At 74.2% G+C, this 12,930-nt stretch carries 13 protein-coding genes; 5 read left to right on the top strand and 8 right to left on the bottom strand.

What is annotated here, in order from left to right:
- Window positions 1–5 precede the first annotated feature (5 nt).
- The 3 genes from ACZ514_RS23175 to ACZ514_RS23165 all read right to left on the bottom strand — a co-directional run bounded on the left by ACZ514_RS23175 (window position 6) and on the right by ACZ514_RS23165 (window position 3,295).
- Window positions 6–659, bottom strand: a complete 654-nt coding sequence (locus ACZ514_RS23175) for a DUF4360 domain-containing protein (RefSeq protein WP_468167044.1) — start codon at window positions 657–659, stop codon at window positions 6–8.
- A gap of 922 nt (window positions 660–1,581) precedes the next feature.
- Entirely contained in the window at window positions 1,582–2,490 is a 909-nt protein-coding gene (locus ACZ514_RS23170) for an SDR family oxidoreductase (RefSeq protein ID WP_469125545.1), read from the bottom strand.
- Window position 2,491: 1 nt separating this feature from the next.
- Complete coding sequence (locus ACZ514_RS23165) at window positions 2,492–3,295, bottom strand: SDR family oxidoreductase (RefSeq protein ID WP_469125544.1); 804 nt, start codon at window positions 3,293–3,295, stop codon at window positions 2,492–2,494.
- A 56-nt stretch (window positions 3,296–3,351) separates the two neighbouring features.
- On the opposite strand from ACZ514_RS23165, the gene ACZ514_RS23160 reads away from it, so the two are divergent.
- The 5 genes from ACZ514_RS23160 to ACZ514_RS23140 all read left to right on the top strand — a co-directional run bounded on the left by ACZ514_RS23160 (window position 3,352) and on the right by ACZ514_RS23140 (window position 7,831).
- Window positions 3,352–4,125, top strand: coding sequence for an enoyl-CoA hydratase family protein (locus ACZ514_RS23160; protein WP_468167038.1), 774 nt, complete (start codon window positions 3,352–3,354; stop codon window positions 4,123–4,125).
- Window positions 4,122–4,973: a CoA transferase subunit A gene (locus ACZ514_RS23155; protein WP_468697725.1), complete on the top strand. Its 852-nt coding sequence runs from the start codon at window positions 4,122–4,124 to the stop codon at window positions 4,971–4,973. Before ACZ514_RS23160 ends, ACZ514_RS23155 begins: the two co-directional genes overlap by 4 nt.
- Complete coding sequence (locus tag ACZ514_RS23150; RefSeq protein ID WP_469125543.1) at window positions 4,970–5,704, top strand: CoA-transferase subunit beta; 735 nt, start codon at window positions 4,970–4,972, stop codon at window positions 5,702–5,704. The genes ACZ514_RS23155 and ACZ514_RS23150 overlap by 4 nt, the downstream gene beginning before the upstream one ends.
- A 79-nt stretch (window positions 5,705–5,783) precedes the next feature.
- Window positions 5,784–6,851: an NAD(P)H-dependent flavin oxidoreductase gene (locus ACZ514_RS23145; protein ID WP_469125619.1), complete on the top strand. Its 1,068-nt coding sequence runs from the start codon at window positions 5,784–5,786 to the stop codon at window positions 6,849–6,851.
- Between the two features lie 29 nt (window positions 6,852–6,880).
- Window positions 6,881–7,831, top strand: a complete 951-nt coding sequence (locus ACZ514_RS23140) for a tyrosine-protein phosphatase (RefSeq protein ID WP_468697729.1) — start codon at window positions 6,881–6,883, stop codon at window positions 7,829–7,831.
- 108 nt (window positions 7,832–7,939) lie between these two features.
- Here ACZ514_RS23140 and ACZ514_RS23135 read toward each other — a convergent pair whose 3' ends face one another.
- The 5 genes from ACZ514_RS23135 to ACZ514_RS23115 all read right to left on the bottom strand — a co-directional run bounded on the left by ACZ514_RS23135 (window position 7,940) and on the right by ACZ514_RS23115 (window position 12,805).
- The gene (locus ACZ514_RS23135) at window positions 7,940–9,613 is read right to left on the bottom strand and encodes a DEAD/DEAH box helicase (RefSeq protein ID WP_469125542.1); all 1,674 of its coding nucleotides are present in this window, start codon (window positions 9,611–9,613) and stop codon (window positions 7,940–7,942) included.
- A gap of 102 nt (window positions 9,614–9,715) precedes the next feature.
- Window positions 9,716–9,919, bottom strand: a complete 204-nt coding sequence (locus ACZ514_RS23130) for a cold-shock protein (protein ID WP_007263537.1) — start codon at window positions 9,917–9,919, stop codon at window positions 9,716–9,718.
- Window positions 9,920–10,186: 267 nt separating this feature from the next.
- Window positions 10,187–11,344, bottom strand: coding sequence for an acetyl-CoA C-acetyltransferase (locus ACZ514_RS23125; RefSeq protein ID WP_468167028.1), 1,158 nt, complete (start codon window positions 11,342–11,344; stop codon window positions 10,187–10,189).
- A 16-nt stretch (window positions 11,345–11,360) separates the two neighbouring features.
- Window positions 11,361–12,011, bottom strand: coding sequence for a TetR/AcrR family transcriptional regulator (locus tag ACZ514_RS23120; RefSeq protein ID WP_468167026.1), 651 nt, complete (start codon window positions 12,009–12,011; stop codon window positions 11,361–11,363).
- A gap of 11 nt (window positions 12,012–12,022) precedes the next feature.
- Entirely contained in the window at window positions 12,023–12,805 is a 783-nt protein-coding gene (locus ACZ514_RS23115; RefSeq protein ID WP_468167024.1) for an SDR family oxidoreductase, read from the bottom strand.
- Window positions 12,806–12,930 lie beyond the last annotated feature (125 nt).

The raw sequence follows: 12,930 nt of genomic DNA, 5'->3' as shown, positions 1-12,930 counted from the left end.
TGGCGTCAGCTGGCGGGGCATTCCTTCCACTCAAAGTGGTAGACGGTGCTGACGCTGCCGTCCGTCGAGTCCATGCTCATGAAGCTCAGCGCCTGCGGGCTCGACGTGCCCGCGTAGACCCGCAGTTCGGTGTTGACGTTGAGGTTGCGCTCCTCCCCGCAGGGGGCCCAGACCAGGTCGGCGTACTCGGTCCGGTCGCCGGCCTGCCAGTTGTCCGTGAGGGGACCGTTGAACTGGTGGGTGGTGCGGGCCGTCTGCGGTGCGCCCTGGAAGTAGTAGTTCGCGCGCTCCTGCCCGTAGGCCCCGCGCTGGAGGTGGGCGAAGCCGCGGTAGTCGGCGCGGGCGATGGCGTACGTGTACCCCTGGGGGACGTGGACCCGCAGGGCCAGCTGGCAGTTCTTGCGGAACTCGGTGCCGCCGGAGCCGCCTCCGGTCTGCGCGAGGTAGCTGCTGTAGGTGACGGTGAAGGCCGTGTTGTCGGAGGCGGCGGCGACGTTGGCGGTGCCCTGGGGGCAGCCCGAACCGTTGACGCCGACGACGTCGACGGTGACGCGGCCGGGCGGCGGGACGGAGGACGGGCCGGTCTGGGCCTGGGCGGGCAGGGCCACGGCCGACAGCACCGCGACGGCGGCACCGACGGCCATTCTGCGGAGCGGCATGTTCGGTTCTCCCTTTCACGCGGACGGACGGGCTTGCCTGGTTCGGCGTGCACATGCCATCACGCTGCCGCCGGGGCGGGGAGGACGGGATACGGCCAAGGCCGCCGTCGCGCGGTCCGCGACCCTTCCCTGGCCGGAACGGGACCGGTCCGGGGCGCCCATCAGCGCGGCCGCGGACGGGCTGCTCCGCCGCGGCCCGCACGATGGCCCTTTTGATGCGCCGCCCGGCCGGACCGCGGCGGGCTACCGCGCGTTCCGGCTCCGAGGCCCCGGGGCTCCGCCCCGAACCCGTACGGACACTCCGCGCCGGCGCCTCGAACGCGGCTCGGAGACGCGGAACCCCCGGAGGGTCCGTCCGCGGCCCCGTAAGCGAGTCCGCGGCAGACCGGACCGCACCAAGCGACCGCGCCAGCCAGGGGCAAAGGCCCGACACCCGAACCCGGCCGAGCCCGGCCCCGACACCCACCGGACCGGACCGGACCGGGCCGGGCGAAGCCGAACCCTGCGGAGCCGGAACCCGACCGGACCACGCAGGCCTGGCCACCCGAAGCCCCGGGGGCCGAACCCGCACCAGGCCGGACCCCCCGAAGCCCACCCACCGGGACCGGCCCCGCGGAGGCGACCGGGCCCGGACGGCCGGACAGCGGCGGACCGGGCGAAGCCGGCCCCAGTGGAGCCGGACCCGGACCGGACCACGCCGGACCGGACCGGACCACGCCGGACCGGACCGGACCGCGCCGTGCCACCCGTACCCGCCCGGACGCGGCCGGGCCCGCGCAGAGCCGGCCCCCGCAATCACCGCGCCGGACCGCCGCAGGCCGGCGGACGGGATCAGGCTCCGCAGGGCCCGCCGCCGGGCCGCGCGGACCCGGGCCGTGCTGCCCCTGGGCCCGGCACCCGTCCCGGGCCCGCGCCGCAGGGCCTACCGGGCTCCGTACACCGGCAGCGGCGGCTGCGATTCCGCCAGGAGTCTCGCCGCCGCCTCGCCCGCCTCCGACGGGGTCCAGCGGGCGCCGCGGTCGGTGGTGGGGCCCGGGCGCCAGCCCTCCATCACCGTGATCCGGCCGCCCTCCGCCTCGAACACCCGCCCCGTCACCCCCGCGGAGGCGTCCGAGCCGAGCCACACCACCAGCGGGGACACGTTCTCCGGGGCCATCGCGTCGAAGGCGCCCTCCCCCGGCGCCGCCATCGACTCGGCGAAGGTCTCCTCGGTCATCCGGGTCCGCGCCGCCGGGGCGATGGCGTTGACCTGGACCCCGTAACGGCCCATCTCTGCCGCCGCCACCAGGGTCAGGCCGAGGACGCCCGCCTTGGCCGCGCTGTAGTTGCCCTGGCCGACGGAACCCAGCAGCCCCGCGCCCGAGGAGGTGTTGACCACCCGGGCGGCCCGCGCCCGCCCGGCCTTCGCCTCGGCCCGCCACCACGCGGCCGCCGACCGCAGCGGCAGGAAGTGTCCCTTCAGGTGCACCCGCATCACCGCGTCCCAGTCGGCCTCCCCCAGGTTGACCAGCATCCGGTCCCGCAGGAACCCGGCGTTGTTGACCAGGGTGTCCAGCCCGCCGAAGGAGGAGACGGCGCAGTCCACCAGCGAGGCCGCGCCCGCCTCCGACGCGATGTCCCCGCCGTGCGCCACCGCCTGCCCGCCCAGCGCCCGGATCTCCTCCGCGACCAGCGTCGCCGGGCTGTCGGGCCCGGGCCGCCCGTCGAGGCCCACGCCGAGGTCGTTGACGACGACCCGCGCGCCCTCCGCCGCGAAGGCCAGGGCGTGGGCGCGGCCCAGTCCCCGTCCCGCGCCCGTCACGATCACCACGCGTCCCTGCGCGATACCCATCTCAGCTCGCCTCCCCGACCCTCGCGTTGTTGACCGTCGCCGCGTCCAGGAACGCCGGGCGCTCCCCGCCGCCGTGCACCAGCAGGCTCGCGCCGCTCACGTACGCCGCCCGGTCCGAGGCCAGGAACACCGCCGCCTCCCCCACGTCGGAGGGTTCGGCCAGCCGGCCCAGCGGCACGGTGGCGCCGACCGCCGCGACGCCCGCCTCGTCCCCGTAGTGCAGGTGCGCCAGCTCGGTCCGCACCATGCCCAGGACCAGCGAGTTGACCCGTACCCGGGGTGCCCACTCCACCGCCATCGAGCGGGCCAGGTTCTCCAGGCCCGCCTTGGCCGCGCCGTAGGCCGCCGTACCGGGCGAGGGGCGGGTCCCGCTGACGCTGCCGATCATGACGACCGAGCCCCGGCTCGCGCGCAGCCACGGGTAGGCGGCGAGCGAGGCCGTCATCGGGGCCACCAGGTTGAGCTCGACGACCCGCGCGTGCCGCTCCGCCTCACCCCCGCCCTCACCCCCGCCCCCGTTCTCGCCCAGCAGCCGGTACGGGGTGCCGCCCGCGTTGTTCACCAGGCAGTCGAGCCGCCCGTACCGGCCGGCGACCGCGTCGAACAACTCCCGTACGGCGGTCCCGTCGCGCAGGTCCACGGCGGTGAAGGCGGCCCGCCGTCCGTCCGCCGCCACCGGCTCCCGCGGCTCCCGCCGGGCGCAGACGACGACCTCCGCCCCGGCCGTGAGGAACGAACGCGCGATCCCGGCGCCCACGCCCCGCGTCCCGCCGGTGACGACCACGACCCTCCCCTTGAGCTCCATCGGCTGCTACCTTCCTCACCTAACAAATGTTTGGTGGAAAGGTAGCTGATCCGCTCATGGGTGTCTCCACCTCCGGCCCCGCCAAGGGCGTCGCGGTCGTCACGGCCGACTTCCCGCCCGTCAACGCGCTGCCGGTGCAGGGCTGGTACGACCTCGCCGACGCCCTGCGCACGACGGGCCGCGACCCCGCGGTGCGCTGCGTGGTGCTGGCCGCCCGGGGCCGGGGTTTCAACGCCGGGGTCGACATCAAGGAGATGCAGCGCGACACCGGGCACGGCGCCCTGCTCGGCGCCAACCGCGCCTGCTACGAGGCCTTCGCCGCCGTGTACGAGTGCGAGGTGCCGGTGGTCGCAGCCGTGAACGGCTTCTGTCTGGGCGGCGGCATCGGCCTCGTCGGCAACGCCGACGCGATCGTGGCGGCCGAGGACGCCGTCTTCGGCCTGCCCGAGCTGGACCGGGGTGCCCTCGGGGCGGCCACCCACCTGGCCCGGCTGGTCCCGCAGCACCTGATGCGGGCCCTCTACTACACCTCGCGCACCGTCACGGCCGCCGAACTGCACGCGCACGGCTCCGTCTGGAAGGTGGTGCCGCCCGAGCGGCTGAGGGACGCCGCCCTGGAGCTGGCGGCCGAGATCGCGAAGAAGGACGGCTATCTGATCCGCCTGGCCAAGGCCGCCCTCAACGGCATCGACCCGGTGGACGTGCGCCGCAGCTACCGCTTCGAGCAGGGCTTCACCTTCGAGGCCAACCTCAGCGGGGTCGCCGACCGGGTCCGCGACACGTTCGGCAAGGGCTCCGCCCCCGGGAAGGAATGGGGAGGCACCGCATGACGGACAAGACCATGACCCTCGAAGAGGTCGTCGGGCAGCTGCGCAGCGGGATGACCCTCGGCATCGGCGGCTGGGGGTCCCGGCGCAAGCCGATGGCCCTGGTGCGGGCCCTGCTCCGCTCGGAGGTCACCGATCTCACCGTGGTCTCGTACGGCGGCCCCGACGTCGGGCTGCTGGCCGCCGCCGGCCGGATCCGCAGACTGGTGGCCCCCTTCGCCACCCTCGACTCCATCGCCCTGGAACCGCACTTCCGGGCCGCCCGCGAGCGCGGGACCCTCGCCCTCACCGAGTACGACGAGGCCATGTTCATGTGGGGGCTGCACGCCGCCGCGAACCGGCTGCCCTTCATGCCCGTGCGGGCCGGCCTCGGCTCGGACGTGATGCGGGTCAACCCGGAACTGCGTACCGTCACCTCCCCGTACGCCGACGGCGAGGAGTTCGTCGCCGTCCCCGCCCTGCGCATGGACGCGGCCCTGGTCCACCTCAACCGCGCCGACCGGCTCGGCAACGCCCAGTACCTGGGTCCGGACCCCTACTTCGACGACCTCTTCTGCGAGGCCGCCGACGCCGCGTACGTCTCCTGCGAGCGGATCGTGGAGAGCGCGGAGCTGATCAAGGCGGGGCCGCCGCAGTCCCTCCTGGTCAGCCGGCACTCCGTCACCGGGGTCGTGGAGGCCCCGAACGGCGCGCACTTCACCTCCTGCGCGCCCGACCACGACCGCGACGAGGCCTTCCAGAAGCTGTACGCCTCCACCCCCTGGCCCGAGTTCGCCGCCCGCTTCCTGGCCGGCGCGAGCGAGCACGACTACCGGACGGCCGTCCGGACCTGGCACGAGGAGCAGCATTGACCGCCGCGACCGCCACCCGGCCGGAGTACTGCGTCATCGCCTGCGCCGAGGCCTGGCGGGACGACGGCGAGGTGCTGGCCAGCCCGATGGGGCTGATCCCCTCCTTCGGTGCCCGGCTCGCCAAGCGCACCTTCGCCCCCGACCTGCTGCTCACCGACGGCGAGGCCATGCTGGTCGGCCTGGACGGAACGGCCGAGGGCTGGTTGCCGTACCGGCGCCACCTGACGATGGTCACCGGCGGACGGCGGCACGTGATGATGGGCGCCAGCCAGATCGACCGGTACGGCAACCAGAACATCTCCTGCGTCGGTGACTGGGAGCGGCCCTCCCGCCAGCTCCTCGGGGTGCGCGGCGCGCCCGTGAACACCCTGAACAATCCGGTGAGCTACTGGATCCCTAGGCACTCCCCCCGGGTCTTCGTCGAGCGCGTCGACATGGTGTGCGGGGTGGGCCACGACCGGGCGGAGGCGGCGGGGGTGACCCGCTTCCACCGGCTGCGCCGGGTGGTCAGCGACCTCGGGGTGTTCGACTTCGCCGGGCCGGGCCGCTCGATGCGGCTGGTGTCGGTGCACCCGGGCGTCACGGTCGGGCAGGTCCGCGCGGCGACCGGGTTCGAGCTGGCGGTCGCGGACGGGGTCCCGTTCACGCGGGACCCGAGCGCCGAGGAGCTGCGGCTGATCCGCGGGGTGATCGACCCCCGGAACCTGCGCGACGGGGAGGTCCGGGTCTGAGCCGCCGGGGACGGGCGGGGACGAGGCGGGGACGGGCGGGGGCGGGGCGCGGAGCGGTGGAAGGGCGGTGGCGGGGACGGTGGAGACGGCGTTGACCCGGCTGGTCGGGGTCCGGTACCCGATCGTGCAGACGGGCATGGGCTGGGTGGCCGGGCCGCGGCTGGTGTCGGCGGCGGCGAACGCGGGGGCACTCGGCGTCCTGGCGTCGGCGACGATGACCACGCCGCAGCTGCGGGCGGCGGTGAGGGAGGTCCGGTCGCGTACGGACGCGCCGTTCGGGGTGAACCTGCGGGCGGACGCCGGGGACGCGGCGGAGCGGGTGCGTCTGGTCATCGACGAGGGCGTGCGGGTGGCCTCGTTCGCGCTCGCGCCTTCCCGGGACCTGATCGCCCGGCTGAAGGACGCCGGGGTGGTGGTGATCCCCTCGGTCGGGGCGCGCCGGCACGCCGAGAAGGTCGCGGCCTGGGGTGCGGACGCGGTGATCGTGCAGGGCGGGGAGGGCGGCGGGCACACCGGGGAGGTGGCCACGTCGGTGCTGCTGCCGCAGGTGGTCGACGCGGTGGACGTCCCGGTGGTGGCGGCGGGCGGCTTCCGTGACGGCCGCGGTCTGGTCGCGGCCCTGGCGTACGGGGCGGCGGGCATCGCGATGGGCACGCGGTTCCTGCTGACCTCGGATTCCACGGTCCCGGACGCCGTGAAGGCCGAGTACCTGAAGGCCACGGTCAAGGACGTCACCGTCACCACGGCCGTGGACGGGCTGCCGCACCGGATGCTGCGCACCGAGCTGGTGGCGTCCCTGGAGCGATCCGGCCGCGCGGCGGCGCTGGCCAGGGCGGTCCGGCACGCGGCGGGTTTCCGGAGGCTGTCGGGTCTGAGCTGGGCGCGGCTGGTGCGCGACGGCCTGGCGATGAAGCACGGCAAGGACCTGTCCTGGAGCCAGGTCCTGCTGGCGGCGAACGCTCCGATGCTCCTGAAGGCGTCCATGGTCGAGGGCCGTACGGACCTCGGCGTCATGGCATCGGGCCAGGTCGCGGGGGTGATCGAGGATCTGCCGTCCTGTGCGGAACTCGTCTCCGGCGTCATGGCCGAAGCACAGCAGGTACTGGAAGCACTGCACTCGCTCCGCACCCTGCCACCACCAGGGTGATCCCCCTTCTCCGTTACAGGAGTCGCACGATGAGCCGTGCCCGAACCCGTCTGGCCACCGCGGCGGTGGCCGTCGCCCTCGCCGTCGGGGCCCTGCCCGCCTCCGTGTACGCGGCGCCGGCGGACGGCGCCGCTTCCGCCAGTCACCCGCGCCACCATCCGGCGCGGCACCTGGACCCGCTGGCGGAGACGATCCGTCAGATCCCCCTCCAGGGCGCCGTCAACGTCCGGGACGTCGGCGGCTACCGCACCTACACCGGCGGCCAGGTCCGCCAGGGGCTGGTGTACCGCTCCGACGCGCTGAGCAGGCTGACGGCGGCGGACGTCACCGCCGTCGCGGGTCTCGGCCTGACGAAGGTCGTCGACTTCCGCATCCCGCTGGAGCTCCAGTACGACGGCGCCGACCGGCTGCCGTCGGGGCTCTCCGTCACCTCCCGTCCGGTCAGCGACCTGGGCCTGTACGGCACGCTGGTCGGTGCGATAGCCACGGGTGACCCGGTCAAGCAGGAGCAGATGCTCGGCGGCGGGCGCGCCGAGGCGTACATGCGGGACGTCTACCGCTCCTTCGTGAGCGGTCCCGAGAACCGGGCGCAGCTGGCCACGACGCTGCGGGAGATCGCGGACGGCAGCCAGGGGCCGCTGCTGTACCACTGCACGTCCGGCAAGGACCGGACGGGCTGGCTGAGTTACGTCCTGCTGCGTGCGCTGGCCGTGCCGCAGGAGACGGCCGAGCGCGACTACCTGGCCTCGAACACCTTCCGGGCGGCGTACGACGCCCAGGTGCGCGCGGTGCTCAAGCAGTCGGGGCGGATGCAGAACCCGGACCTGCTGATCCCGCTGCAGGAGGTCCGCCAGGACTACCTGGACGCGGCGACGGGACAGCTGGAGGCCGACTACGGGAGCTTCTACGGCTATCTGACGGACGGGCTGGGCCTGGACCTGCGGACGCTGGTGAGGCTCCAGGACAAGCTGGTCCGGTAGCGCCCGCCGGCCCGCCGGCAGCCACGCGGCGGCCGTCCGGGGCCGGACGTGCGGACGCCGGGCGGCACGTGCTGCGTGCCGCCCGGCGTCCTCGTCGTCGTGCCGGGGTCAGACCGCCCGGCGGCGGCCCTGGCCGCCGGTGCCGACGCGGCTGCGCGCGGAGGCCGCGGCGGCGCCGCCGGACACCGAGCCGCCGGAGCGGCGGCCCTGGGCGGGGGCGCCGCCGGTGCCCTGGGCGCCGCCCTGGCCGCGGCGGGCCTGGCCCGAGCCGGAGGCGGGGGCCTGCCCGGAGGCGGCGCCGCCGGAGCGCCGGCCGCGACCGCCGGCCGCGGGGGCGGAACCGGTGGCGGAGCCGCCGCGGGCGCCGCCGGAGCGGCGGCGCGAGGAGCCGGATCCGGAGCCCGAGGCGGTGCGCTTGGGCTGCGGGGGCTGCGGCACCTCCAGTACGACGGGGATGCCGGAGGGCTCGCGGGCGCCGGTGAGGCGGGACAGTTCCGGGTCGGAGGACTTGACCTGCGCGGTGCGCGGGCTGATCCCGGCGTCCGACATCAGGCGGGTCATGTCCCGCTTCTGGTCGGGCAGGACCAGGGTGACGACGCTGCCGGACTCGCCGGCGCGGGCGGTGCGGCCACCGCGGTGCAGGTAGTCCTTGTGGTCGGTCGGCGGGTCCACGTTGACGACCAGGTCGAGGTCGTCGATGTGGATGCCGCGCGCGGCGACGTTGGTGGCGATCAGCGCGGTGACCTCGCCGGTCTTGAACCAGTCCAGGGTCCGGTTGCGCTGCGGCTGGGAGCGCCCTCCGTGCAGGCCGGAGGCGCGGACGCCGTCGGCGAGCAGCCGCTTGACCATGCGGTCGACGCCGCGCTTGGTGTCCACGAACATGATGACCCGGCCGTCGCGGGCCGCTATGCGGGTCGCCACGGCCTTCTTGTCGGTCTCGTCCATGACGTACAGGACGTGGTGCTCCATGGTGGTGACCGCGCCGGCCGACGGGTCGACGGAGTGGCCGACCGGGTCGGTCAGGAACATCTTGACGAGCTTGTCGATGTTCTTGTCGAGGGTCGCGGAGAACAGCATGGTCTGGCCGCCGGGCTCGACCTGCTTGAGCAGGGCGGTGACCTGCGGCATGAAGCCCATGTCGGTCATCTGGTCGGCCTCGTCGAGGACGGTGACGGAGACCTGCGAGAGGTCGGCGTCACCGCGGTCGATGAGGTCCTTGAGGCGGCCGGGGGTGGCGACGAGCACCTCGGCGCCGCGGCGCAGGGCGCCGGACTGCCGGTTGATCGACATGCCGCCGACGACGGTCGCGATGCGCAGGTTGACGGCCGTGGCGTAGGGGCTCAGGGCGTCGGTGACCTGCTGGGCCAGCTCGCGGGTCGGTACGAGGACCATCGCGAGGGGCGCCTTGGGCTGTGCGCGGCGGCCGGCGGTGCGGGCGAGCAGGGCCAGGCCGAAGGCGAGGGTCTTGCCGGAGCCGGTGCGGCCGCGGCCGAGCAGGTCGCGGCCGGCGAGCGAGTTCGGCAGGGTGGCGGCCTGGATCGGGAAGGGTTCGGTCACGCCCTGGGCGGCGAGGGTCTTCAGCAGCGCCTCGGGCATGTCCATGTCCTCGAACGCGGCGACCGGCGGGAGCGCCGGGGCCTGCGGTTCGGGCATGGTGAATTCCTGGGGCCGGGCGACGGGTGCGGACTTCTGCCGTCCCGCGCCAGCCTTCGGACGTCCCTGGGCCGCACCTCGGCCCCGGGTGGGGCGGCGGCTGGGTCGTGCGGAGCTGGAGCTGGTCATGCGGAAAAGCCCTCCTGAAACCGGCAGGTCGAACAAACGGTGGAGACAGCAGACAAGCCGGGGCCCGCACCGTGCGGTGCGGACCCCGGCATGCTGAAGAACTTAGGCGGGGAGGATGTTCTCCGCCTGGGGGCCCTTCTGGCCCTGGGTGACGTCGAACGTCACGCGCTGACCCTCGGTCAGCTCACGGAAGCCCTGGGTGGCGATGTTCGAGTAGTGGGCGAAGACGTCCGGGCCGCCACCGTCCTGCTCGATGAAGCCGAAGCCCTTTTCCGAGTTGAACCACTTCACGGTACCGTTAGCCATTTGGATCTCCTGAATAGGCGGCAAGGGCCCCATCCGGGAGATTCCGGGAAAAACAATAAAAGCGCCTGCGGAGCAATCCCGTCAGGCGCACATAATGTTCATGGGTACCACAACTGCAACGGCCCCAAAGCTAGCACACCTCGGGCCCGCGCCGCTGCGACCTGCGCCACTCGAACCGCGACGGGCCCCGGCCGGAGCCGGATCAGGCCGGGCCGGAGCCGGGTCGCAGCCGGTTCGGGCCCTGGTCAGAGCGGGGTCGCGGCCGGGTCAGAGCCGCTCGATGACCGTCACGTTCGCCTGTCCGCCGCCCTCGCACATGGTCTGGAGCCCGTAGCGGCCGCCCGTGCGTTCCAGCTCGTGCAGCAGCGTGGTCATCAGCTTCGCGCCCGTCGCCCCCAGCGGGTGGCCGAGGGCGATGGCGCCGCCGTTGACGTTGACCCGGTCCGGGTCGGCGCCCGTCTCCTTCAGCCAGGCCAGCACCACCGGCGCGAAGGCCTCGTTGATCTCGACCAGGTCGATGTCGTCCAGGGTGAGGCCGCTCTTCCTCAGGGCGTACGCGGTCGCCGGGATCGGGGCCGACAGCATGCGGACGGGGTCCTCGCCCCGGGCCGACAGGTGGTGGACGCGGGCGCGGGGGGTGAGGCCGTGCTCGGCGACCGCCCGTTCGGAGGCGATCAGCAGGGCGGCGGCGCCGTCCGAGACCTGGGAGGAGACGGCCGCGGTGATGGTGCCGCCCTCGACGACCGGCTTCAGGGCGGCCATCTTCTCCCGGGTGGTGTCCCGGCGCGGGCCCTCGTCCACCCGGACCTCCCCGTAGGCGACGGTCTCGCGCAGGAAGCGGCCCTCGTCGATGGCGCGGACGGCCCGCCGGTGGGAGCGCAGGGCGAATTCCTCCATGTCCTGCCGCGTGATCCCCCATGTCCCGGCGATGAGCTCCGCGCCGTGGAACTGGTCGACCGGGGCGTCCCCGTACCGGGCGCGCCAGCCGCGCGATCCCGCGTAGGGGCCCTCGGTGAGGCCCAGCGGCTCGGCGGCCCGGCGGGAGGCGAAGGCGATGGGGACCATCGACATGTTCTGGGTGCCGCCCGCGACGACCAGGTCCTGGGTCCCCGACAGGACGCCCTGCGCGGCGAAGTGCACGGCCTGCTGCGAGGACCCGCACTGCCGGTCCACCGTCACCCCGGGCACCTCCTCCGGGAGGCCCGCCGCCAGCCATGCGGTGCGGGCGATGTCGCCCGCCTGCGGCCCGACGGTGTCCAGGCAGCCGAAGACGACGTCCTCCACGGCGGCCGGGTCCACCCCGGACCGCTCGACGAGCGCCTTCAGGACGTGGGCGCCCAGGTCGGCGGGGTGCACGGCGGACAGGCCGCCGCCGCGCCGCCCCACGGGGGTGCGTACGGCGTCGACGATGTAGGCCTCGGGCATGGCGGGCTCCTCCGGGTCAGGGGCGTACGGCGATCCCGTCCAGCACCATCGACAGGTACTGGCGGGCGATCTCCTCGGGGCTGTGCCGGCCGCCCGGCCGGTACCAGGAGGCCGCGACCCACACCGTGTCGCGGACGAAGCGGTAGGTGAGGCGGATGTCGAGGTCGGCACGGAAGACCTGGGCGTCGACTCCCCGCTCCAGCGTCCCCAGCCACGCCTTCTCGAACTTGACCTGCGAGGCGGAGAGGTAGTGGAAGCGGGGCTGCGCGGATAGGGTGCGGGCCTCCTTCTGGTAGATCGCGACGGCGGCGCGGTGCCGGTCGATCTCCCGGAAGGACTCGGTGACGAGGGCCTCGATGGTCTCCCTGGGGCCGAGGCCGGCGGCGAGGACGGTGTCGTACCCCGCCCACAGCTCGGTCAGGAAGGCCGAGAGGATCTCGTCGAGCATCGATTCCTTGGAGTCGAAGTGGTAGTAGAGGCTGCCGGCGAGCATCCCGGCGGCGTCGGCGATCTTGCGGACGGTGGTGGCGTTGTAGCCCTGGGCGGCGAAGACCTCGGCGGCGGTGGCGAGGAGTTCCCGTCGGCGTTCCGGCGGGGCGCTCGCCTGCGTCTTCTTCTTGGCGCCCGGCTGGGCGTCGGGCCGGGCGTTCGGCTGGTTCGTTGGCACGGGCCCATTCTCTAGGCGTGCTGGCTGCTGACCGACACCGTCTCGCCCGTCATGTACGAGGAGTAGCCGCTGGCCAGGAAGACGATGACGTTGGCGATCTCCCAGGGCTCGGCGTACCGGCCGAAGGCCTCGCGGGCCGTCAGCTCGCGCAGCAGTTCCTCGCTGGTGACCTTCGCCAGGTGCGGGTGCATGGCCAGGCTGGGGGCGACCGCGTTGACGCGTACGCCGAACCCGGCGGCCTCCAGGGCGGCGCAGCGGGTCAGGGCCATCACTCCGGCCTTGGCGGCGGCGTAGTGGGCCTGGCCGGTCTGGGCGCGCCATCCGATGACGGAGGCGTTGTTGACGACGACTCCGCCGCGTCCGGAGGCCTTCAGGGAACGCAGCGCGGCGCGGGTGCAGCGGAAGGTGCCGTTGAGGGTGACGTCGAGGACCCGGTCCCACTGGTCGTCGGTCATGTCCACGAGTTCGGCGGTGCCGCCGAGGCCGGCGTTGTTGACGACGACGTCGAGGCCGCCGTGGAGCCGTTCGGCGTGCGCGAAGAGGGCGTCGACCTGGTGGCCGTCGGTGACGTCGCAGGGCAGGGAGGCGACGCGGCCGGGCCCGAAGGCGGTGGCGAGGGCTTCCTCGGTCTCCTTCAGGCGGCGGGCGTGGGCGTCGCTGATCAGGACGGTCGCCCCCTCCTCCAGGAAGCGGCGGGCGGTGGCGCCGCCGATGCCCGCTCCGGCGGCGGCGGTGATGACGGCGGTGCGGTCCCCGAGCAGCCCGTGGGGCGGGACGTAGGGGGGCGCGTTCATCCCCGTACCCCCTCGGGAGGACCGGGGGGCCGTGCGGTGGCGGTGGCGCGGTGGGCGCGGAGCCGGGCGCGGGCTCCGGTGCGCGACTCCTCGACTCTGCTCATGGCCGTACGTTAACCTACCAA

This window comes from Streptomyces sp. NPDC034086 (assembly GCF_055575515.1).
The sequence above is the reverse complement of the archived record's forward strand: the minus strand, read 5'-3'. Positions and strand labels throughout refer to the sequence as shown.

Bases quoted from the DNA above. Each gene is read 5' to 3' on its own strand.
- ACZ514_RS23115 (WP_468167024.1), bottom strand. From the start codon at position 12,805: ATGAACGCGCCCCCCTACGTCCCGCCCCACGGGCTGCTCGGGGACCGC.
- ACZ514_RS23175 (WP_468167044.1), bottom strand. From the start codon at position 659: ATGCCGCTCCGCAGAATGGCCGTCGGTGCCGCCGTCGCGGTGCTGTCG.
- ACZ514_RS23130 (WP_007263537.1), bottom strand. From the start codon at position 9,919: ATGGCTAACGGTACCGTGAAGTGGTTCAACTCGGAAAAGGGCTTCGGC.
- ACZ514_RS23140 (WP_468697729.1), top strand. From the start codon at position 6,881: ATGAGCCGTGCCCGAACCCGTCTGGCCACCGCGGCGGTGGCCGTCGCC.
- ACZ514_RS23155 (WP_468697725.1), top strand. From the start codon at position 4,122: ATGACGGACAAGACCATGACCCTCGAAGAGGTCGTCGGGCAGCTGCGC.
- ACZ514_RS23160 (WP_468167038.1), top strand. From the start codon at position 3,352: ATGGGTGTCTCCACCTCCGGCCCCGCCAAGGGCGTCGCGGTCGTCACG.
- ACZ514_RS23125 (WP_468167028.1), bottom strand. From the start codon at position 11,344: ATGCCCGAGGCCTACATCGTCGACGCCGTACGCACCCCCGTGGGGCGG.
- ACZ514_RS23170 (WP_469125545.1), bottom strand. From the start codon at position 2,490: ATGGGTATCGCGCAGGGACGCGTGGTGATCGTGACGGGCGCGGGACGG.
- ACZ514_RS23135 (WP_469125542.1), bottom strand. From the start codon at position 9,613: ATGACCAGCTCCAGCTCCGCACGACCCAGCCGCCGCCCCACCCGGGGC.
- ACZ514_RS23165 (WP_469125544.1), bottom strand. From the start codon at position 3,295: ATGGAGCTCAAGGGGAGGGTCGTGGTCGTCACCGGCGGGACGCGGGGC.